The organism is Pannonibacter sp., from assembly GCF_051860505.1.
GTDB lineage: Bacteria > Pseudomonadota > Alphaproteobacteria > Rhizobiales > Stappiaceae > Pannonibacter.
The window spans coordinates 1-19,503 of record NZ_JBHYDX010000021.1; the positions used below are offsets into that span (position 1 = coordinate 1).

A 19,503-nucleotide genomic window follows, 5' to 3' on the forward strand; every position below is an offset into this window, starting at 1 on the left:
TCGCCATACCTTTACAAGGGCAGAAACGTCATCGAGCGCATGTTCGGAAGGCTGAAGGAATTCCGCAGGATCGCAACTCGCTATGACCGAAATGCCAGGAACTTTCTCTCGTCCATCTGCCTCGCGGCAACCGTATGCTACTGGTTATGAGTCTGAAGCCTAGTCGGCATAGACATTGCTGCGCCCGCATGCGGTGACGTGAGGCCGGCAGCCAGAGCTACACCTACGACGCGCCATGTCCACTTTCTGGGCAACATGACCGCGGGCGGCGGGCGGACGATGACCTATGACGGGCTCGACCGGCCGGTGCCCATATTTAGGATTGGTGACCCGCGCCGGCACGACGATGACCTTTTGCCTCAGGTCCGGACGGCGCGCGGCTGAAGAAGGTCAGCGGCGGCCCAAATGGTAATCTGGCTACGCTGTACCTCGGCGCAGACGAGGAGATCACGCCGGAGGGGCGCAAGATCCGGGCTTCCCTGTTTTGCGCGTAAGCCGCGCAGGCGCACGCGGGCGTGCGCGAGGTGGACGGAACGCTCAACTGGCTGCAAGGCGATCACCTGGCCTCGATCCGGCTGATGACGGACGGCAGCGGCGCGGTTATCGCGGAGAACCATTACCGCCCCTATGGCCAGCGCTCGGAGCTGCGAGCCAAGCGGCGAACCTGCCGCGTGAATCCAATGGCTGGATCGCCGGCCCGCTTTGCGGGCCAACTCTCTGTTGTGGTCAGGGCGCAGAAGCGCCCTGACCAGGCGCGACGACCCGGAAACCGGCCTCACCTACCTTGAGCGCCCGCTACGGAGCCTGTCCCCGGCCTGACCGGGGAACCCCATCCTCGCCCGCTTCGTCTCACCAGACTGGTTCGATCCAACCAAACCCGGCGTCGGAACAAACAGGTATGCCTATGCGGCGAATAATCCAATCCTGTTCAAGGATCCGAGTGGGAACAAGGCCTATGACGCTCTCGACAATCCTGGCGCGCTGGTCGGGCCTTCCAACTATAGCGGAAGTGGGGGCGGAAAAGCCAATTGGAGAGGTTCTGTCGGCGGAGGAACCGGCGGAGACCGACGCGGAAGCACCGTTCGAGTAGGCGAACAAAAAGTTGCGTTTGCCCCGGCGGTGCTTGGCGGAATTGAGCTTGGTGCTTGGGCTTGGGGCGCCCTCGGGTTCGGAACAGGGCTTGCGATCGGGACTGCCGGGGTTCAGCATCTGAATGAAGAGGCAGGGAACCAACCGCAGAGCGTAGGTTCGCAGGGAAGGCGCGGCTTGGGCAATGCCGCAGGTGGTTCACCTGGTGGTCCAGACGATGATGATAATTGGCCCCACAGCAAGTATGAGCGGGCTACAGATCGGAGAAGTCGCTTTGAGAACAGATCTACTGATATAAGTTCACATGAATTTAAGAGTAACCTTCGAACAAACGGATGGAGAGAGACTGTTTCCCGCGATGGGAATGGGATCAACTTTGAGAAGAATGGCGCAAGATACTTTATTCGTGAGGAGGCGAGAAGTACTTGAGGCACAACGGCAGACTTCTATCGGGCTGGAAGCTCAAGGGTAGATGTTAAGATCAGATTTGAGGTGAATTAAATGCAAAAATTTAAGTTCCCAACTGAGATGCTGACCGGTGGTCGTTTGCCAGATCAGGTATTCACGGACAAGAAAGGAGGGTATTTCTTCTTTGAATTTCCCTGGTCGTTTGGCGAAGAGGCGTGGAATTTTTTCTCTAGTATTTCTAAATTTTACGGTGAGGAGTATATTTTTGTGCGATGTATAGATCCTGACTATTACACGTATTATATGAAAAATTTCGGATTAAAGGCTGAGTTCTGCTTTCCGTGTCACGGGACGCCGGAAGAATATACGGAGACTATGTTTAAATTTCCAGAAAAAAATTGTGCGGATGCTGTGGGCTATCGTGGTGATGTAATTGCTTGGGGCGGAAGTTCGGGGGAATGGGTATGTTGGGGTGAACGTTTTACTGGACTATGTATATTTCAATGCTCATTGTCTGAAGATGAATTTCTTGCTTTTTATAGTAAATTAAGTGGTGTTTTTCCGATTCACACACTTGATGAAGCGTTAGATGGGTTGGTTTCAATTGAGTTTGCGCCAGATGAATATGTTTTATTCCAAGATCGTATGCGTGAAGTATACGGTTAAGTTTGGAAATTGCTTATAGCGGAACTATTCAAACTCTGATCGTTAACTTTCTTAACATCAGCTGCCTTCGCCGTGCTGGCGTTGCGGCGCTGTCGGCGGTGTATCTGGTGCAGAGCGTGGCGCTTGGGCTCGCGCCGGCGCAGGCGCAGGTGTCGCCTCCGTCCTCTGGTCAGGCCTCTGGCCAGTCGACAACCCAGGCCTCGACCCAGTCCTCGGGCACGAACGCAACGCCGGGGGTGGTGGGCTACCCGTATGACGGCTTCGGTCGGCTGAGCGCCGTGCCGGGCCTGATCAACCCCCTATCCATTTTCTGGCACCTGTCATGCCAGCGGCCAGCCGCTGGTCACCACCTCTGCCAACCGGGTCATCGAGACCCGCAGCTATGACGGCAACCGGCTGTGGCTGCCAAGTCAAGGCATGGGCATCGTCACGACAGGGCCCAATGCTGGAACGGGTGGGGCGTCGCTGTTCCCGGAGAGCTGCACCCGCAACGATCTTGCCGCGTTTTGGGGGGCTGATCACCCCGTTCACATTGAACTGGCCCATCGAACCGGCTCTATGGCACCTGGGCTATGACCACGACACGGTAAACCGGCTGACGCAGCCCGCCCAACCAGGACAGCGCCGACGTCTGACAGAGCTTCACCCCCGAAACATACGTCTGGCGCGGCGGACACCATGACGTCGAACTCGGCCGTGCGCAGCGCCAAGCCCTCCCGCAGCCACGGACACTTGCCCGCCACCTGTGATGCGCCCAGGGGGCAGCACTCTATCCCCGGACATCTCTAAAGGCTTCTGTTCGGAAACGCTAAGACCAGCTGGAGCGTTCGGATGCTCAGGATCCACGGGCTAAAGCATTACGCCACCCGCGCGGTCATGGCGTTGCTGCGGGCCCTTGATCGTTCTGAACCTTACTCGCCAAAGACAGCTCGCCAAGCACCGCACCGGCCGCGGTAAAGACTGCAATGCCTCGACCTGATGCGACGCTGCTCAAGGCCGTGGACTGCTCTCCGGTGCCGGCGCAATACCGCTCTCGTCGTCTTTTGCTGCCTCCGGCGGATAGAGCATCACCGTCGCCTCGGCGCTCTGGTCCGGCCCGGACAATGCCAGCCGGACATGGTCCGCTGCCACGCCAACCAGCCGCCACCCCTCAAGCTCCTCACCCACCGCCAGCCATTCCTGGCGGCTGTCAATGGCTTGTACAGGCTTCGTGACACCCAGATTGGCGACGTCATTTCATGGCGCTATGGCTGCGTGGGTGCTGGGCTGCCTGGCTTGTCAGTATTTGATATCGCCGTCCTCGCCGGATCCGCCGTCGCGGCCGTCGCGGCCGAGGGTGGAGATCTCGTAAGGGCGCGTCTGGCCGGGGACCTTGTAGATGTAGGGCCGGCCCCAGGGATCCTGCAGGGCTTGCGGATCATCGATGTAGGGCCCGGCCCAGCTCTTGACGCCGGAGGGTGCAGTGACGAGGGCGGCAAGGCCGGCGGCCTCGCTCGGGTAATTGCCCGTGTCGACATAGAAGAGCTCGAGCGAGCTCTGGATGCTTTTCATCTGCAGTCCGGCCGCCTTTTCCTTGGACTTGCCAAGAAAGGTGGCCGCGCGCGGCCCGACAATTCCGACGATGAATCCCTGTCTACTGTCATCGGGTCACACTTATCTCAAGTCTTCACCGCTCCTATCCCCGCGCACATCCGCGCTGGCTGCCGTCAGCTTGTCCAGAAAGCGGTCAATGTCCCGCGTGAGATCTTCCTCCGCTTCCAGCCCGATGCTGAACCGCAGGATCTGGTGGGCCCCCTGCCAGGGCCGCGCGGTCCGGGTGCCGGTGGTGGGTTGCGGGGCCAGCAGGCTTCGGGTTCCGCCCCAGGAGGCACCGATGGCAAAGGTCTGTAGCCCGCTGAGGGCCGCATCGATATGCGGTGTGGCGTCAGGGGTGAACTCGACACTGAACAGCGGGCTGGAGCCGGTGAAGTCACGCAGCCACACCTCGTGGCCCGGACTGCCAGGCAGCGCCGGATGCAGTACGCGATGAACGGCAGGAAAGCCCGCAAGACGCGTCGCCAGCCGCAGGGCCACGGCGCTGGCATGGGCCAGCCGCAGCGGCATCGTTTCCATGCCGCGCAGGACAAGTGCTGCATCATCCGGCGACACGCCGCTGCCGAGCCTGCCGATCAGATTGCGCAGCGGCAGGATCAGCGCCTTGTCGCGCAAGGTCAGCGCGCCCATCAGAAGATCGGCATGCCCGCCATGGAACTTGGTCAGGGCTTCTGCCACAAGGTCAACGCCATGCCGCAGCGGCTTGAAGTTGAGCGCGGTCGCCCATGTGTTGTCGCAGCCGACGAGGGCGCCATGCTGGTGCGCGATCGCGGTGATGGCCGGCAGATCCATCACCTCCATCGTGTTGGACCCGGGGGATTCGCACCAGACAAGCCGCGTGCGGGCGTCGATCTGCCGGGCCACATCCTCAGGCGACAGCGGATCGAAGTAGCGCACCGTCACGCCCATCCGCACAAGATCGAGATCGGCGAACTGGCGGACCGGCGGGTAGACCGTATCGGCAATCAGCACCGTGTCGCCAGCCGACAGCACCGCCAGCATGGCCAGAACCACGGCGGCCTGTCCGGAGGGCGTCAGAAATGTCCAGGCGCCGCCGTGCAGGTCGCTGAGGCTGCGTTCCAGCATGCGCGTCGTGGGCGTGCCATGCAGGCCGTAGGTGTAGCCCTCAGGGGCCAGATCGCCGCGCGCCGCAAACGTGGCCGCATCCGGGAAGACGATGGTGGAGGCGCGATAGACGGGCACAGCAAGCGCGCGAAACCCGTCGGTTTCCGCTTGCGGATGATGGAGGCAACGGGTGGTGTCCTGCATGGGTATCTCCTGACCGGCCCATAGGACACGGGGTTCAGCGTTCCGTCCAATCGTAAGATTGGCTCTATCCGAATCTCCGGGTTCTCCCGGCCAGGAAAGAGCGCCAGAGGGGCATTTGACAGGCGACTATTTTGGCCTGTTTACATCCCTGACCGTTGTTTCAGTCTTGTTCGGCGACCGAAGGATCTTGCTGGTCGATCCTGTGGTGGATCCAGCTCTGCCAGCCGGCGGACCAGGGCCCCTGATCCGCCGGCGAAATCAATCAGAAGTCCCAGTCTTCGTCTTCGGTCGCGACCGCCTTGCCGATGACATAGGACGAGCCGGAGCCGGAGAAGAAGTCGTGGTTCTCGTCGGCGTTGGGCGAGAGCGCGGAGAGGATCGCCGGGTTCACCTTGCAGGCCTCGGCCGGGAACAGGGCCTCATAGCCGAGGTTCATCAGCGCCTTGTTGGCGTTATAATGCAGGAACTTCTTCACGTCCTCGGTCAGGCCGGCCCCGTCATAGAGATCTTCCGTGTAGCGGGCCTCGTTGTCGTAAAGCTCCAGCAGCAGGTCAAAGGCGAAGTCCTTGATCTCCTGACGCCGCGCCTCCGGCTCGCGGTCCAGCGCGCGCTGGAACTTGTAGCCGATGTAGTAGCCGTGCACGGCTTCATCGCGGATGATGAGGCGGATCAGGTCGGCCGTGTTGGTCAGCTTGGCCCGGCTCGACCAGTACATCGGCAGATAGAAGCCGGAATAGAACAGGAAGCTTTCCAGGAAGACGGAGGCAACTTTTTTCTTCAAGGGATCGCCGCTGTCATACTGCTCCATGATCAGCGCCGACTTCTTCTGCAGGAACTCGTTTTCCTCGGACCAGCGATAGGCCTCGTCCACGTCGGACGTCATGCAGAGCGTGGAGAAGATCGAGGAATAGGAGCGCGCATGAACCGCTTCCATGAAGGAGATGTTCGACAGGACCGCTTCCTCGTGCTGGGTCACGGCATCCGCCATCAGCTTCACCGCTCCAACCCCGTTCTGGATGGTGTCCAGCAGGGTCAGGCCGGTGAAGACGCGGATGGTCAGGCGTTGTTCCTCCGACCGGAGCGTCGCCCAGGACGGAATGTCGTTGGACAGCGGCACCTTTTCCGGCAGCCAGAAATTCCCCGTCAGACGGTTCCAGACCTCGAGGTCCTTGTCGTCCTCAAGCCGGTTCCAGTTGATGGCGCGCACGCGGGAGGCGGGCTTGATATGCATGTTCATGGTGCCTTTTCCCCGGTTCACAGCGTGCAGGACACGCAGCCTTCGACCTGCGTGCCTTCCAGCGCCATCTGGCGCAGGCGGATGTAGTAGATGGTCTTGATGCCCTTCTTCCAGGCGTAGATCTGCGCCCGGTTGATGTCGCGCGTCGTCGCGGTGTCGCGGAAGAACAGGGTCAGGGACAGGCCCTGATCCACATGCTGCGTTGCCGCCGCATAGGTGTCGATGATCTTCTCCGGGCCGATTTCATAGGCATCCTGGTAATAGTCCAGGTTGTCATTGCTCATGTAGGCTGCCGGATAATAGACGCGGCCGATCTTGCCTTCCTTGCGGATCTCGATCTTCGACACGATCGGATGGATCGAGGAGGTCGAGTGATTGATGTAGGAGATCGATCCGGTCGGTGGCACGGCCTGGAGGTTCTGGTTATAGAGCCCGCCAGTCATCACGGCGGCCTTCAGCGCCCGCCAATCATCCTGGGTCGGGATAGGAATGCCGGGATCGGCAAAGAGCTGCGCCACCTTCGATGTCTTCGGCGTCCAGGCCTGATCCGTGTACTTGTCGAAATAGGCACCAGAAGCATATTTCGAGGCCTCAAAGCCCTTGAAGCTGCGCCCCTTTTCCACCGCGAGCCGGTTCGACGCCCGGATGGCGTGATAGGTCACCGTGTAGAAATAAATGTTGGTGAAGTCGACGCCTTCCTCGGAGCCGTAGTGGATGCGCTCGCGGGCGAGATAGCCGTGCAGGTTCATCTGGCCAAGGCCGATGGCGTGGCTGTCCTCGTTGCCCTTGGCGACCGACGGCACGGAGGCGATGTTGCTCATCTCCGACACGGCCGTCAGCGCACGGATCGAGGTCTCGATGGTCTTGCCGAAGTTGGCGCTGTCCATCGTCTTGGCGATGTTCAGCGAACCAAGGTTGCAGGAAATGTCCTTGCCGAGATGGGCATAGGACAGGTCCTCGTTGAAGCGGCTTTCCTCGCTGACCTGCAGGATTTCCGAGCACAGGTTGCTCATCGAGATACGTCCGGCGATCGGGTTGGCCCGGTTCACCGTGTCCTCGAACATCAGGTAGGGATAGCCGCTCTCGAACTGGATCTCGGCTATGATCTGGAAGAACTCGCGCGCCTTGATCTTGGACTTGCGGATCCGCTTGTCCTCCACCATCTCGCGGTACTTTTCCGTCACCGATATCTCGGTGAAGGGAACGCCATAGACCCGCTCGATGTCATGCGGCGAGAACAGGTACATGTCCTCGTTGTTCTTCGCGAGTTCGAACGTGATGTCCGGCACGACAACGCCGAGCGACAGCGTCTTGATGCGGATCTTCTCGTCCGCGTTCTCCCGCTTGGTGTCGAGGAACCGCAGGATGTCCGGGTGGTGCGCGTTGAGATAGACCGCGCCGGCGCCCTGGCGTGCGCCAAGCTGGTTGGCATAGGAGAAGCTGTCTTCCAGCAGTTTCATCACCGGGATGACGCCGGACGACTGGTTCTCGATCTGCTTGATCGGCGCACCGGCCTCACGAATGTTGGTCAGGCTGAGGGCGACGCCGCCGCCGCGCTTGGACAGCTGCAGGGCGGAGTTGATCGACCGGCCGATGGACTCCATGTTGTCCTCGACCCTGAGCAGGAAGCAGGACACCAGTTCGCCGCGCTGCTTCTTGCCGGCGTTGAGGAAAGTCGGCGTCGCCGGCTGGAAGCGGCCGGAAATGATCTCGTCCATCAGATCACGGGCCAGCTGCTCGTCGCCGCGCGCCAGCGTCAGCGCCACCATGCAGACACGGTCCTCGTAGCGCTCCAGGTAGCGCTTCCCGTCGAAGGTCTTCAGCGTGTAGCTGGTGTAATATTTGAACGCGCCGAGGAAGGTCGGGAAGCGGAACTTCCTGTCATAGGCAGCATCGAAAAGGTCGCGGACGAACGCGAAGGAATACTGCGCCAGAACCTCGGGCTCGTAGTATCCTTCGGTCACCAGATAATCGAGCTTCTCCTTGAGGTTGTGGAAGAAGACGGTGTTCTGGTTCACATGGGTGAGGAAATACTGCCGCGCCGCTTCCCGGTCCTTGTCGAGCTGGATCCGGCCGTTCGCATCATAGAGGTTCAGCATCGCGTTGAGCGCGTGATAGTCCAGCTCCTCGACGGGCCGGCCCTTGCGGTCGGCCGTGAGGGGCTGCGCGGCTGCGTCATCCGCTTCCAAGAGTGAGGGCGTGTCTAGCATGTCCAAAACCGTTCCAGTCCCTGGCTGACATTCGCGACATCCTCCGCCGTGCCGAGCAGCTCGAAGCGGTAGAGGAACGGCACCTGGCATTTGGCCGCGATGATGTCGCCGGCGAGCCCGTAGGCCGCGCCGAAATTGGTGTTTCCCGCGGCGATGACGCCGCGGATCAGTGCGCGGTTCCGCTCGTCATTGAGAAAGCGGATCACGGGCTTGGGCACAGCTCCCTTGGACGTACCACCGCCATAGGTTGGGGTGACCAGCACGAAGGGCCGGGTCGCAAGCGGAGCCGGTGCGGCGGCATCCACCGGCAGGCGCAGCGCGTCCTGGCCAAGCTTTTCGACAAAGCGGCGCGTATTTTCCGAGGTGCTGGAGAAATAGACGAGCCCGCTCATCGCTGTGCCTCAGGCAAGTCCGCCGATCAGGTCGGGACGGAACCCGGCCCAGTGCTGTTCCCCGGCGATCACCACCGGAACCTGGCGGTAGCCGAGGCCCGTGACGAGGTCATAGGCCTCCGCGTCTTCGGAAATGTCGACCAGGGTGTAGGTGATGCCCTGGCGCTCCAGCGCACGGGTGGTGGCGTTGCACTGGACGCAGGCGGGCTTGCTGTAGACGGTGACGGTCATGACATGGCTTTCGAAAGGCAAGCCGACAGGGTGCAGCACGGCGTCCGCAGTCGGCTTTGATAGGGAATTGGGATCAGGCAGCCTGAGGCAGGCAGCCCGGGTCACGCATTGCGGCTTGGCCGCCCAGGCGGAAACTGGAACATCGAACTGATCAACATGACTTCACCCCGAAGCACAATTGCAGGGAACCGGGGAAGCAGGCGGCCGGCGTGAGCCGGACGCGCCAGACATGCCCCCTACCGGTCACCCCGCCGGTGGACGTTTCGCTCAAGGCAGGTCTCCTGGCTCACGGGTCATCACGCTGTACCCAGCCTTCCCGGCTTCTTGAGGAAGCCAGTGGCGCGGTTCGGGTATACGCTCGCCGTTCACAGTTGCGGGGGCAGCTGCGGCTTGGCAAGGCTTTGCAGCCCCGCGTTCCGCATTCCCATCTTAGCCGTCGATCCACTCGAATCGACGGAACCTTGAACGCTACATATAGTAGTTCAAATCCGCTTAGCGTCAATAGGTGCTAAAGGTATGGCGTGTAGGAGGCACTGAGCAGGAGCGCTGAACCAATCAGCAGGCTCATTCAACCTGATAGCCGCCAATCAGTTGCCGCAGCCCAAGAAGGCAGCCGGCGCTGATGGCCAGGAGCGTGACAGGCCCGGACCAGGACAGGGTGGCGAACGCGGTGACGCCCTGTCCGACGGAGCAGCCCATGGCAACAACACCGCCGACGCCCATCAGCATGGCTCCGACAATGGCGCGGCCCAGTTCGCGGGGATCTTCACACGCCTCCCACTGGAACAGGCCCCGCACCATTGAGCCAATAAATCCGCCAAGGATCACGCCCACAACGATACCGACCGAGAAGGAGATTCCGCCTGCCGTGGATGTCATGAGGAACAGCAGCGCCCTGCCCACCGGAGCGGTGAAGGACGGACCTTCGACGTCGATTGCACCAAGGCTAGTGTCTGAGAGCCAGGAAGTTCCCGCAAGGCAACCGGCGACAGCAAGACCGGCTGCAATGCCCCAGAACAGCATATGCGGTTCGCGGCGCAAAGGGCCGTAGGACAAGCCCCAGAAACCGAGGCCGCTGGCAATGACGGAAATGACCAGCGCGGGCGGCAGACCGGCATGGGTTTGCAGGTCGTGCAGTATGCCTTGAGGGCCGAGGGCGTCTTCCTGCGGAAACAACGCGATGCGCAGGGGCGCCAGCGGACCCGATAGGGTGACGTAGGCGGCAATGGCGATGACCACGACAATGACCAGGGCGCGAATGTCGCCGCCACCCATCCGGGTGAGGGCGCCAAAACCGCAATTGCCGGACATGGCCATGCCATAGCCGAACATCAGACCGCCGACGATCGAGGCTACCGGGTTCCAGACCAGCTCGTGGTAGAATGTCATCTCAAGATGGACGTAGCCGGCGAGGGCAGCGAATTGCGTTGCCAGAACAGCGACGCCGAGAACGATTCCCCACAGCCGAAGCTTGCGCGCATCCTTGCCGTAGACGGCCATCTCGAGTGCAGAAACCGTACAGAAATTTCCGAGCCGCCCGGCAAGTCCCAGCACGGTTCCGCCGGCCAGGCCAATCAGGGCTGCGAGGAGGCCATAAGGCATGGCATCCATGTTGTTCTCCTCCCGTCCAGTCGCGCATCGGCCCAGTGGGTAACCGGTTCTCCGGCAGGTCTCAGGCCTGCCTGCCGAACAGTTTCGCGAGGACTTCGATCATCGCGCCGACCCGAGGGTCCAGCAGCGAGTAGTAGATCGTTTGTCCGTCGCGCCGCGCACTTACCATCCCCTCGAGCCGGAGGCGTGCGAGTTGCTGGCTGACGACAGCCTGACGCGATGACAGCAGGTTTTCAAGCTCGGTGACACTCTTGGGGCCACTTGAAAGATGGGCGAGTATGGTCAGGCGTCCATCGTGGCCCATCGCCTTCAGAAAGGCAGCAGCCTCGTTCGACTGCTCGACCAGTCCGGAAAGTTCGGATGACGGCGACCGGCCATCAATGTTTTCCTCGACTGCGGACACGTGGCGACCCCGATGCTTGAGCGCCCTAGATAAAACGTCAGCTTCGCACCTGCAACGCAAACCCCGCAGTTTCCCTGTAGAAGTTTTGGTTGCTGCGGCTTGCCGGCCGCTAGTGTTATGGCACCTTCGCCTTTTCGATCAGTTCTGCCAGCATCGGCCAGAAGAAATCTTCGCCAGGGTATCCTTCGATCCGTCCCATCTCCTGCCCGCCGCGAACAAGGACGAAAGTCGGAGTGAAAGCAGGCCGTGAGGCGAGGTGAATACCCTCAGGCAGGGGAGATTGCAGTTGCAGAAGGCGCAGCGGGGCAGCTTTGCCCTCATCGGTGAGTGCGAATTTCGGTCCGATCTCTTCATGCCAGCGCAGGCAGTAAACGCAGCCTGGTTGTTCGAACATCAGCAGTTCCAACCCCTCGGCGTGTGCCGGGCGCAACAAGCCCACGAGCAGGATCAAACCGAGAAGGATGCGGAGCATGTTGACAGGCCTATACTTACATAGGAATATCCTAATGTATTAAAATAAAGGGCGCAAGCGAGCTCAGGGAGGGGCGCATGCTTGAAGTCAGTTTTGGAGGGGCGGCAATTGCCGGCCTCCTGTCGTTCCTGTCTCCCTGTGTCCTGCCGATGGTGCCCTTCTATCTGTCCTACATGGCCGGGCAGTCGATCAACGAGATTGCAGGCGATGGGGAAGTGAGAAGGGGCGCGCGCCGCCGGCTTGTGCTTCAGGCCATCGCCTTCGCTTGTGGTGTCACGACGATCTTTGTCCTGCTCGGCATGGGGGCAACCGCTCTGGGCGGGCTGTTTCTGCAGTGGAAAGAGGTGTTGAGCTGGGTGGCCGGTGCGGTGCTTGTCTTGTTCGGTTTGCATTTTCTCGGCGTGCTGCGGATCGGGCTGCTTTACCGGGAGGCCAGGCTGCAAAGCAATGCGGCCGCGACATCCCTGGCCGGCTCCTATGTGCTGGGGCTTGCGTTCGGCTTCGGTTGGACGCCCTGTGTCGGCCCGGCGCTCGCGGCAATCCTGTTTGTTGCAAGCGGCATGGGCGAAGTCTGGCGCGGAGGGGCCTTGCTGTTGGTCTATGGCGTTGCCATGACAGTTCCCTTCGTGATCGCGGCCATGTTCGCCGGACCGTTCCTGGGTTTCTTCAGCCGCCACCGGCAGGCCATGCGCCATATCGAGAAAGCCATGGGCGTGATGCTCATCATCTTCGGCCTCTTGATCGCAACCAATAGCGTCAATCTCATCGCTGAATGGATGATCCGGAATTTTGATTGGTCTGCCACCGTTCTTTGACCAAGGAGAGACACCATGAGACGCATTTTGATCGTGTTTGCGGCCATCTTGTTCAGTGGCCTTTCAAGTGGTGCTGCGCCGTTGGGCGATGACGGTTTGCACAAGCCGGACTGGCTGCGCGAAACGTTCAAGGATCTGCGGGAGGATCTTGCCGAAGCCACCGCGCAATCGAAACGCCTGCTGATCATGATCGAACAACGGGGCTGCATCTATTGCACCAAGATGCATGAGGAAGTGCTGGTGGACCCGGCCATCGACAGCTTGATCCGGGATCACTATTTCGTCGTTCAGATCAATCTCTTCGGTGATGTCGAAGTCACTGATCTCGATGGGACGGTGCTGCCGGAAAAGGCCATGGCAACCCGCTGGGGCGTGATGTTCACGCCGACATTGATCTTCCTGCCGGAACAGGTCGGACCCGGCATCTCCGTTAGCAAGGCCGCAGTTGCTCAGATGCCCGGTGCGTTCGGCAAGGGCACGACGGAAGCTCTGCTGACCTGGGTCAAGGACCACGGCTATGACAACGGCGAACACTTCCAGAAATTTCTCGCAGGCCGGGTCAACAGCCAGCCGTAGCGGGGCTTAGGAGCAAGTATCTGATAATGCTTATAAATTAAAATATTCAAAAATACATATTCTTATATTGCATGAAGGATGAAATTGGGTCTATCGTTGTAATGAGGAAGCACTCTGGGAGGAGAGCATGACACGTCGGCTAATGCTGGCGGCAGCTGTGGCTATGGTCACAGTGATGCCTGCCATGTCAGAAACAGCGCCCAAGGACCTCATCTTTGACGGCGGTGCGATTGCGGCATCCCTGTCGGGTGTTCCCGGGGATCCGAAAAACGGTGTGAAGGTCATGACGACCAATGCGCTGGGAAATTGCGTCGCCTGCCACATGATCGAGGCCCTGCCCGATGTGCAGTTCCCCGGCACAATTGCCCCCCCGCTGGACGGCGTCGCCGACCGCTACTCCGAACCGGAACTGCGCGGGATTGTTGCCAACGCCAAAATGACCTTCGAGGGCAGCTTCATGCCTGCCTTCTACAAGACCGACGGCTTCATTCGCCCGGGCGATGGCTACTCTGGCAAAGCCGCCAGCGGCGAGTTGCCGCCAGTCCTGACGGCGCAACAAATCGAAGATGTCGTCGCCTACCTGATGACTCTGAAGGACTGAGGCCCGGCCCGGTCGCATGGAGATGAAGATGGAACTCTCAAGACGTGACGCACTGTTGTTCGGGCTTGGTGGACTGGTGGCGATTGCGCTGCCCGGCGCAGCCCTCGCGGCCAAGGTTGAGGAACTGACGGCAGCCTTCGCCGGTGGTGCGGCTCCACAGGCCGGCGGCATTACGCTGACGGCGCCCGAAATTGCGGAAAACGGCAACACCGTGCCGATCGAGTTCGACGCCCCGGGTGCTGTTGCCGTGATGCTCCTGGCTGCCGGGAACCCCGAGCCTTCGGTTGCGACCTTCAAATTCGGTCCCGCCGCCGGTTCGCATCGGGCTGCGACACGTATCCGGCTGGCAAAGACGCAGGATGTCATCGCTCTGGCCAAGATGGCGGACGGCTCGGTCCGGCAGGCACAGGCAACGGTCAAGGTCACCATCGGCGGCTGTGGCGGCTGACGCAAGGAGAAGCAAAATGGCAAAAGATGCAAAGCCCCGCGTAAAGGTCCCGAAGTCGGCCAAGGCTGGCGAAGTGGTGACGATCAAGGCACTGATCAGCCACACCATGGAATCCGGCCAGCGCAAGGACAAGGATGGCAAGCTCATCCCGCGGTCGATCATCAACCGGTTCACCTGCGATCTGAACGGCGAGAATATCGTCGATGTGACAATCGAGCCGGCAGTTTCGACCAACCCCTATTTTGAATTCGACGCCAAGGTTGCGGCAGCCGGTGAGTTCAAGTTCACCTGGTATGATGACGACGGTGCGGTTTACGAAGACGCAAAACCGATCGCCATCGCCTGATCGCGACGCGCCACAGAACTCTGGGAGGAGAGCTTATGCAGCCGCGCAAGATCACTTTACTGGCCGCGACGGCCGTTCTTGGGCTGACAGTCCTCGGCTCCGCCTTGGCAGATCCTGTCGAAGACAAGCTGACTGTCGAGACGGAGGAAGGCGTCATGGAGTTCGTGACGACAGCTCCAGCCCCTCAGCATCTCAAGGGGACCATGGACACCATCTACTCTGGGTGGCTTTTCCGCGAAACCGAAACCCGCGATCTCCAGAAGGATGATTTCGACAATCCGGCCATGGTTTTCGTCGATCGGGGAGTGGATGCCTGGAACCAGGTCATGGGCAAGAACGGCGAGTCCTGCGCTGGTTGTCACCAGGGGCCGGAAACCATGGCGGGTCTTCGCGCCGTGACGCCGCGGGTCGATGACAAGTCCGGAAAACTGATGCTTGTCGAGGACTATATCAATGGCTGCGTGACAGAGCGCATGGGCCTTGAGGCCTGGGGCATGACATCCGACAAGATGAAGGACATGCTCAGCCTCATTTCCATGCAGTCCCGTGGTCATGTCGTGAACATCGCCATCGACGGTCCGGCGCAGTCCTATTGGGAAAAGGGCAAGGAAATCTACTACACCCGTTATGGTCAGCTAGAGATGTCCTGCGCAAACTGTCACGAGGACAACTACGGCAAGATGATCCGTGCCGATCATCTGTCTCAGGGGCAGGTCAACGGGTTCCCGACCTATCGCCTCAAGGATGCCGGTATGTTGAGCGCGCAGCAGCGCTTTGTCGGATGCGTCCGCGATACGAGAGCCGAGACCTTCAAGGCTGGGTCCGACGAGTTCAAGGCGCTTGAGCTTTATGTCGCTTCGCGCGGCAACGGGCTGTCTGTCGAGGGCGTTTCGGTCCGGCACTGACGAAGGCAAGTCCAGCGGCCGCAGATGCGGCCGCTGTCACCAAGCACCGATTGATTGATGCAGGCATTGGCAAACGTGCTGCGGCGCGACGGTCGAGCCATGTCCGCAAACCCGGAGATCAGGATGATCACCCGCCGAGAATTCCTGCAGGCCTCCATGGCCCTCGCCGCGATCACAGGAACCGATGCGTTTGGTTCCTGGTCGCGCCTTGCCGCGCAGCAGACGCTGACACAGGACGATCTCCTGCGTTTCGATGACTTCGGCAATGTGACGCTCATCCATGTCACCGACATTCATGCCCAGCTGAGGCCGATCTGGTTCCGCGAACCGGAGATCAATATCGGTGTCGGTGAGGCAAAGGGCGTCGTGCCGCATCTGACGGGAACGGACTTCCTGTCGAAGTTCGGCATCGCCAAAGGGTCGGCCGATGCCTACGCGCTGACCTATGACGACTACGTCGCTCTGGCCCGCAGCTATGGGCGCATGGGCGGCATGGACCGGGTTGCGACGGTCGTGAAATCCATCCGCGCCGCGCGTCCTGACGCCCTGTTGCTGGACGGCGGCGACACCTGGCACGGGTCCATGACCAGCTTCCTGACCAAGGGCCAGGACATGGTCAATGTCATGGCCGCGCTGGGCGTCGAGGCCATGACCAGCCACTGGGAATGGACCTACGGCACGGACCGGGTGAAGGAAATCGTCGAAACGTTGCCGTTCCCCTTCCTCGGCGCGAACATCTTTGATGCCGAGTGGGACGAACCGGCGTTCGAACCCTACAAGATCTTTGAACGCGGCGGCGTGAAGATCGCGGTGATCGGGCAGGCGTTCCCCTACATGCCGATTGCCAATCCGAAATGGATGTTCCCTGAATACTCCTTCGGCATTCGTGAGGAACGCATGCAGGAAGTGGTCGACGAGGTCCGGGCGGCTGGCGTCGATCTCGTCGTCTGTCTGTCGCACAACGGCTTCGATGTCGACCGCAAGATGGCAAGCCGGGTCAAGGGCATCGACGTTGTCCTGACGGGCCACACCCATGACGCGGTACCGGAGCCGGTGTTGATCGGCGAAACCATCCTGATTGCCTCGGGATCGAACGGCAAGTTCGTCTCCCGCATTGACCTCGATGTGCGCGACGGCCGCATGATGGGATACCTGCACAAGCTTATCCCGATCTTCTCAGATGTCATCACGCCGGATGCCGACATGGCGGCCCTGATCGATAAGGAGCGCGAGCCCTTCAAGGCGCAGCTGGAAGAGAAGATTGGCACCACCGAAAGCCTTCTCTATCGGCGCGGCAACTTCAACGGCTCTTGGGACGACCTGATCTGTGATGCGATCCGCTCGGAGCGCGACGCGCAGATTGCCATGTCTCCCGGCGTGCGCTGGGGCACAACGCTGCTGCCGGGCGACGCCATCACGCGGGAAGACATCCACAATGTCACGTCGATGACCTATGGCGCCTGCTACCGCACAGAGATGTCTGGCGAAACGATTAAGACAATCCTCGAGGACGTTGCGGACAACATCTTCAATCCGGATCCCTATTACCAGCAGGGCGGCGACATGGTGCGCGTCGGCGGGCTTGCCTATGCGGTTGATGTGTCCAAGCCAATTGGCGAACGCATCTCGAACATTGCCCTGGCCGACAACGGCGAGGCGATCGAGGCGGGCAAGACCTACACCGTGGCCGGCTGGGCGAGTGTCAACGAAGGCACGGAAGGGCCGCAGATTTGGGACGTGATCGAAACCCACGTGCGCAAGATCGGCACCGTGCAGCTGAAACCCAATACTTCGGTCACCGTGACCGGCATCTGAGACGACCCAAGGAGAGTTCGCCATGACCGACGAACCTGTCAGCCCATCGCGCCGCGGCTTTCTGCGCTCAACGGCTCTCGCCGGAGCGGGACTTGTCGCTGGTGCCGCGTCCGCCCGTGCCGCAGGACCGGATCCGAAGATTACTGAGGTCCAGGACTGGGCATCAAGCTTTGGCGATGCCGTTGATGCCGCCCCGTATGGTTCGCCGATCCGGTTTGAATCGCACGTCGTCCGCCGCAACGTCGAATGGCTGACGGAAAGCCCGGTCTCCTCGATCAACTTCACGCCCATCCATGCGCTGGAAGGCACGATCACGCCACAGGGCTGTGCCTTTGAACGGCACCACTCCGGTGCGATCGAACTGAGCAAGCAGGACTTCCGGCTGATGATCAACGGGCTGGTCGAAAAGCCGCTCGTCTTCACCTTCGAGGATCTGCTGCGCTTTCCCCGCAGCGTCACCACCGCCTTCTGCGAATGCGCTGCCAATGGCGGCATGGAGTGGGGCGGGGCACAGCTGGAAGGCTGCCAGTACACCCAGGGCATGATCCACAACATGGAATACACCGGCGTCCCGCTCCGGCTTCTGCTCGAGGAAGCGGGCGTGAATCCGGAAGGCAAATGGGTCTATGCCGAAGGCGCGGACGCCAGCTCCAATGGCCGATCGATGCCGCTGGAAAAGGCCATGGATGACGTGATGGTCGCCTTCTTCGCCAATGGCGAGGCGCTGCGCAAGGAACATGGCTATCCGGCCCGTCTGGTTGTTCCCGGCTGGGAGGGCAACATGTGGGTCAAGTGGCTGCGCCGCATCGCGGTCTACGACCAGGCGGTCGAAAGCCGCGAGGAGACCTCGAAATACACCGACCTGATGCCGGACGGCCGGGCCCGCAAGTGGACCTGGGTCATGGACGCAAAGTCCGTCATCACTTCGCCCTCGCCGCAGGTACCGATCCGCCATGGCAAGGGGGCGTTGGTCATTTCCGGTCTCGCCTGGTCCGGCAATGGACGTATCACCCGTGTGGATGTCTCGCTGGACGGAGGCGTGAACTGGCAGCCGGCGCGCATATCGGGTGATGCAAAGCCGAAGGCGTTGACCCGTTTCCACCTCGATATCAACTGGAACGGCGAGGAAATGCTGCTTCAGTCTCGGGCCATCGATGACACCGGATACCTCCAGCCGACCAAGGACGAGCTGCGCGAGATCCGGGGGCTGAACAACGTCTATCACAACAACGGCATCCAGACCTGGTGGGTCAAGGCTGACGGGGAGGTCGAGAATGTCGAAGTTGCCTGAGTTCCGCCTGACCGCAGCGCTGGTTGCCTCGGGCCTCATGCTCGGCAGCCTTGTCACCCCGGCCATCGCTGGCAAGCTGGGGCTCGGCCGCGAGGCCTTGCCGGAGGAAATCGCGGCCTGGGACCTGTCTGTGCTGCCGGACGGGACAGGATTACGGCCCGGATCGGGGGATGTCGCAACTGGTGAGGAAGTGTTCGCCGAAAAATGCGCCGCGTGCCATGGCGAGTTCGCCGAGGGTCTCGACAGCTGGCCTGTGCTGGCCGGCGGCGAGGGCAGTCTGACGGACCGCCGCCCGGTCAAGACCATCGGCAGCTACTGGCCTTATCTCTCGACTGTCTGGGACTACGTCCACCGGTCGATGCCCTTTGGCGCCGCGCAGACGGTCTCAATCGATGAGACCTACGCGATCACCGCGTTCCTGCTCTATTCGAACGGGCTCGTCGAGGATGATTTTGTCCTGTCGCATGAGAATTTCACCGAAGTGAAGCTGCCGAATGCCGACGGCTTCTATCCCGACGACCGGCCGCAGACCGAGTATCCGCTGTTCACCAAAGAGCCCTGCATGTCCAACTGCGTGGCTCCGGTGAAGGTCACCAAGCGGGCTATCGAGCTGAACGTCACCCCGGAAGACCCGGACGGACGCCCGGCCGGCAGCCTGCCGCCCATCGGAGCGCAGCCCAACAGGGCGCAAGCGCCAGCTGTTGTTCCCCCTCCTGCGGAAACACAGGTTGCGGCGGCTTCACCAGTTCCGGTCGCGCCATCGGAAGCTCCGGCAGCAACGGCCGCCGTCGCTACTGCCGATCCGGCCCTGATCGACAAAGGCAAGACCGTCTTCAAGAAATGCGCCGCCTGTCACAAGGTCGGCGAGGGCGCCAAGAACGGCACTGGTCCTGTGCTGAATGGTGTGATCGGAGCCAAGGCGGGCGCTGTCGACGGCTTCAAGTATTCCAAGGTGCTTTTGGATGCAGGCGCTGGCGGAATGGTCTGGGACGCAGCGACGCTGGATGCATATCTCGCTGATCCCAAGGGCTTCCTGCCGAAGAACAAGATGGCCTTTGCGGGGATCAAGAAGGAAGACGAGCGCGCGGCGGTGATTGCCTACCTGGCAAGCATTGGACCCTAGCC

The 19,503-nt window shown here is 61.0% G+C and carries 22 protein-coding genes, 1 pseudogene and 1 riboswitch; of the genes and pseudogenes, 13 read left to right on the forward strand and 10 right to left on the reverse strand.

Translation table 11 applies throughout. The features are described 5' to 3' along the window. The 4 genes and pseudogenes from ACTIFE_RS14835 to ACTIFE_RS14850 all read left to right on the forward strand — a co-directional run. Positions 1 to 150: transposase (locus tag ACTIFE_RS14835; protein WP_439530013.1), on the forward strand; the 150-nt coding region annotated here is incomplete at its 5' end. A 681-nt stretch (positions 151 to 831) separates the two neighbouring features. Next, a pseudogene (locus tag ACTIFE_RS14840) lies at positions 832 to 933 on the forward strand (hypothetical protein); the annotation flags it as partial. A 22-nt stretch (positions 934 to 955) separates the two neighbouring features. Continuing rightward, positions 956 to 1,090 (forward strand): hypothetical protein, encoded by a 135-nt coding sequence (locus ACTIFE_RS14845; protein WP_439529937.1) that lies wholly within the window; start codon positions 956 to 958, stop codon positions 1,088 to 1,090. Positions 1,091 to 1,590: 500 nt separating this feature from the next. Then, entirely contained in the window at positions 1,591 to 2,163 is a 573-nt protein-coding gene (locus tag ACTIFE_RS14850; RefSeq protein ID WP_439529938.1) for a hypothetical protein, read from the forward strand. Between the two features lie 990 nt (positions 2,164 to 3,153). On the opposite strand, the gene ACTIFE_RS14855 is transcribed toward ACTIFE_RS14850, so the two are convergent. The 10 genes from ACTIFE_RS14855 to ACTIFE_RS14900 form a co-directional block, all read right to left on the reverse strand. Continuing rightward, the gene (locus tag ACTIFE_RS14855) at positions 3,154 to 3,330 is read right to left on the reverse strand and encodes a hypothetical protein (RefSeq protein WP_439529939.1); all 177 of its coding nucleotides are present in this window, start codon (positions 3,328 to 3,330) and stop codon (positions 3,154 to 3,156) included. 111 nt (positions 3,331 to 3,441) lie between these two features. Beyond that, entirely contained in the window at positions 3,442 to 3,786 is a 345-nt protein-coding gene (gene gspG / locus ACTIFE_RS14860; protein ID WP_439530014.1) for a type II secretion system major pseudopilin GspG, read from the reverse strand. Positions 3,787 to 3,816: 30 nt separating this feature from the next. Further along, positions 3,817 to 5,025 carry a trans-sulfuration enzyme family protein gene (locus ACTIFE_RS14865; RefSeq protein ID WP_439529940.1) on the reverse strand — a complete coding sequence of 403 codons (1,209 nt, stop codon included), beginning with the start codon at positions 5,023 to 5,025 and terminating at the stop codon, positions 3,817 to 3,819. Between the two features lie 262 nt (positions 5,026 to 5,287). Further along, the gene (gene nrdF / locus ACTIFE_RS14870; protein WP_439529941.1) at positions 5,288 to 6,262 is read right to left on the reverse strand and encodes a class 1b ribonucleoside-diphosphate reductase subunit beta; all 975 of its coding nucleotides are present in this window, start codon (positions 6,260 to 6,262) and stop codon (positions 5,288 to 5,290) included. Positions 6,263 to 6,279: 17 nt separating this feature from the next. Further along, complete coding sequence (gene nrdE, locus ACTIFE_RS14875) at positions 6,280 to 8,472, reverse strand: class 1b ribonucleoside-diphosphate reductase subunit alpha (protein ID WP_439529942.1); 2,193 nt, start codon at positions 8,470 to 8,472, stop codon at positions 6,280 to 6,282. Then, positions 8,466 to 8,864, reverse strand: a complete 399-nt coding sequence (nrdI, locus tag ACTIFE_RS14880; RefSeq protein ID WP_439529943.1) for a class Ib ribonucleoside-diphosphate reductase assembly flavoprotein NrdI — start codon at positions 8,862 to 8,864, stop codon at positions 8,466 to 8,468. The genes nrdE and nrdI overlap by 7 nt, the downstream gene beginning before the upstream one ends. A gap of 9 nt (positions 8,865 to 8,873) precedes the next feature. After that, entirely contained in the window at positions 8,874 to 9,095 is a 222-nt protein-coding gene (gene nrdH / locus ACTIFE_RS14885) for a glutaredoxin-like protein NrdH (protein WP_106752844.1), read from the reverse strand. Positions 9,096 to 9,349: 254 nt separating this feature from the next. Further along, positions 9,350 to 9,574, reverse strand: a riboswitch (cobalamin riboswitch). A gap of 85 nt (positions 9,575 to 9,659) precedes the next feature. Continuing rightward, positions 9,660 to 10,706: a YeeE/YedE family protein gene (locus ACTIFE_RS14890; RefSeq protein WP_439529944.1), complete on the reverse strand. Its 1,047-nt coding sequence runs from the start codon at positions 10,704 to 10,706 to the stop codon at positions 9,660 to 9,662. A 61-nt stretch (positions 10,707 to 10,767) separates the two neighbouring features. After that, complete coding sequence (locus tag ACTIFE_RS14895) at positions 10,768 to 11,109, reverse strand: ArsR/SmtB family transcription factor (protein WP_439529945.1); 342 nt, start codon at positions 11,107 to 11,109, stop codon at positions 10,768 to 10,770. Between the two features lie 115 nt (positions 11,110 to 11,224). Beyond that, the gene (locus tag ACTIFE_RS14900) at positions 11,225 to 11,581 is read right to left on the reverse strand and encodes a hypothetical protein (RefSeq protein WP_439529946.1); all 357 of its coding nucleotides are present in this window, start codon (positions 11,579 to 11,581) and stop codon (positions 11,225 to 11,227) included. A 77-nt stretch (positions 11,582 to 11,658) separates the two neighbouring features. Between ACTIFE_RS14900 and ACTIFE_RS14905 the strand changes: the two genes are divergently transcribed. The 9 genes from ACTIFE_RS14905 to ACTIFE_RS14945 all read left to right on the forward strand — a co-directional run bounded on the left by ACTIFE_RS14905 (position 11,659) and on the right by ACTIFE_RS14945 (position 19,501). Then, positions 11,659 to 12,396 (forward strand): cytochrome c biogenesis CcdA family protein, encoded by a 738-nt coding sequence (locus tag ACTIFE_RS14905; RefSeq protein ID WP_439529947.1) that lies wholly within the window; start codon positions 11,659 to 11,661, stop codon positions 12,394 to 12,396. A gap of 15 nt (positions 12,397 to 12,411) precedes the next feature. Further along, positions 12,412 to 12,972 (forward strand): thioredoxin family protein, encoded by a 561-nt coding sequence (locus tag ACTIFE_RS14910; RefSeq protein ID WP_439529948.1) that lies wholly within the window; start codon positions 12,412 to 12,414, stop codon positions 12,970 to 12,972. Between the two features lie 127 nt (positions 12,973 to 13,099). After that, positions 13,100 to 13,573, forward strand: a complete 474-nt coding sequence (gene soxX, locus ACTIFE_RS14915) for a sulfur oxidation c-type cytochrome SoxX (RefSeq protein ID WP_439529949.1) — start codon at positions 13,100 to 13,102, stop codon at positions 13,571 to 13,573. 28 nt (positions 13,574 to 13,601) lie between these two features. Next, a complete protein-coding gene (gene soxY, locus ACTIFE_RS14920; protein ID WP_439529950.1) occupies positions 13,602 to 14,021 on the forward strand; it encodes a thiosulfate oxidation carrier protein SoxY in 420 nt (139 codons plus the stop codon). Positions 14,022 to 14,037: 16 nt separating this feature from the next. Then, a complete protein-coding gene (soxZ, locus tag ACTIFE_RS14925) occupies positions 14,038 to 14,367 on the forward strand; it encodes a thiosulfate oxidation carrier complex protein SoxZ (protein ID WP_439529951.1) in 330 nt (109 codons plus the stop codon). Positions 14,368 to 14,402: 35 nt separating this feature from the next. Beyond that, the gene (soxA, locus tag ACTIFE_RS14930; protein WP_439529952.1) at positions 14,403 to 15,272 is read left to right on the forward strand and encodes a sulfur oxidation c-type cytochrome SoxA; all 870 of its coding nucleotides are present in this window, start codon (positions 14,403 to 14,405) and stop codon (positions 15,270 to 15,272) included. Positions 15,273 to 15,395: 123 nt separating this feature from the next. Next, positions 15,396 to 17,087 carry a thiosulfohydrolase SoxB gene (gene soxB, locus ACTIFE_RS14935; RefSeq protein WP_439529953.1) on the forward strand — a complete coding sequence of 564 codons (1,692 nt, stop codon included), beginning with the start codon at positions 15,396 to 15,398 and terminating at the stop codon, positions 17,085 to 17,087. Positions 17,088 to 17,109: 22 nt separating this feature from the next. Then, complete coding sequence (gene soxC, locus ACTIFE_RS14940) at positions 17,110 to 18,378, forward strand: sulfite dehydrogenase (protein ID WP_439529954.1); 1,269 nt, start codon at positions 17,110 to 17,112, stop codon at positions 18,376 to 18,378. Continuing rightward, positions 18,362 to 19,501, forward strand: coding sequence for a c-type cytochrome (locus ACTIFE_RS14945; RefSeq protein WP_439529955.1), 1,140 nt, complete (start codon positions 18,362 to 18,364; stop codon positions 19,499 to 19,501). Before soxC ends, ACTIFE_RS14945 begins: the two co-directional genes overlap by 17 nt. Positions 19,502 to 19,503: the final 2 nt, after the last annotated feature.

Coding starts and splice junctions, on each gene's coding strand:
- ACTIFE_RS14845 (WP_439529937.1), top strand. CDS start 956: ATGACGCTCTCGACAATCCTGGCGCGCTGGTCGGGCCTTCCAACTATA.
- ACTIFE_RS14850 (WP_439529938.1), top strand. CDS start 1,591: ATGCAAAAATTTAAGTTCCCAACTGAGATGCTGACCGGTGGTCGTTTG.
- ACTIFE_RS14865 (WP_439529940.1), bottom strand. CDS start 5,025: ATGCAGGACACCACCCGTTGCCTCCATCATCCGCAAGCGGAAACCGAC.
- nrdF (WP_439529941.1), bottom strand. CDS start 6,262: ATGAACATGCATATCAAGCCCGCCTCCCGCGTGCGCGCCATCAACTGG.
- nrdE (WP_439529942.1), bottom strand. CDS start 8,472: ATGCTAGACACGCCCTCACTCTTGGAAGCGGATGACGCAGCCGCGCAG.
- nrdI (WP_439529943.1), bottom strand. CDS start 8,864: ATGAGCGGGCTCGTCTATTTCTCCAGCACCTCGGAAAATACGCGCCGC.
- nrdH (WP_106752844.1), bottom strand. CDS start 9,095: ATGACCGTCACCGTCTACAGCAAGCCCGCCTGCGTCCAGTGCAACGCC.
- ACTIFE_RS14890 (WP_439529944.1), bottom strand. CDS start 10,706: ATGGATGCCATGCCTTATGGCCTCCTCGCAGCCCTGATTGGCCTGGCC.
- ACTIFE_RS14900 (WP_439529946.1), bottom strand. CDS start 11,581: ATGCTCCGCATCCTTCTCGGTTTGATCCTGCTCGTGGGCTTGTTGCGC.
- ACTIFE_RS14905 (WP_439529947.1), top strand. CDS start 11,659: ATGCTTGAAGTCAGTTTTGGAGGGGCGGCAATTGCCGGCCTCCTGTCG.
- ACTIFE_RS14910 (WP_439529948.1), top strand. CDS start 12,412: ATGAGACGCATTTTGATCGTGTTTGCGGCCATCTTGTTCAGTGGCCTT.
- soxX (WP_439529949.1), top strand. CDS start 13,100: ATGACACGTCGGCTAATGCTGGCGGCAGCTGTGGCTATGGTCACAGTG.
- soxY (WP_439529950.1), top strand. CDS start 13,602: ATGGAACTCTCAAGACGTGACGCACTGTTGTTCGGGCTTGGTGGACTG.
- soxZ (WP_439529951.1), top strand. CDS start 14,038: ATGGCAAAAGATGCAAAGCCCCGCGTAAAGGTCCCGAAGTCGGCCAAG.
- soxA (WP_439529952.1), top strand. CDS start 14,403: ATGCAGCCGCGCAAGATCACTTTACTGGCCGCGACGGCCGTTCTTGGG.
- soxB (WP_439529953.1), top strand. CDS start 15,396: ATGATCACCCGCCGAGAATTCCTGCAGGCCTCCATGGCCCTCGCCGCG.
- soxC (WP_439529954.1), top strand. CDS start 17,110: ATGACCGACGAACCTGTCAGCCCATCGCGCCGCGGCTTTCTGCGCTCA.
- ACTIFE_RS14945 (WP_439529955.1), top strand. CDS start 18,362: ATGTCGAAGTTGCCTGAGTTCCGCCTGACCGCAGCGCTGGTTGCCTCG.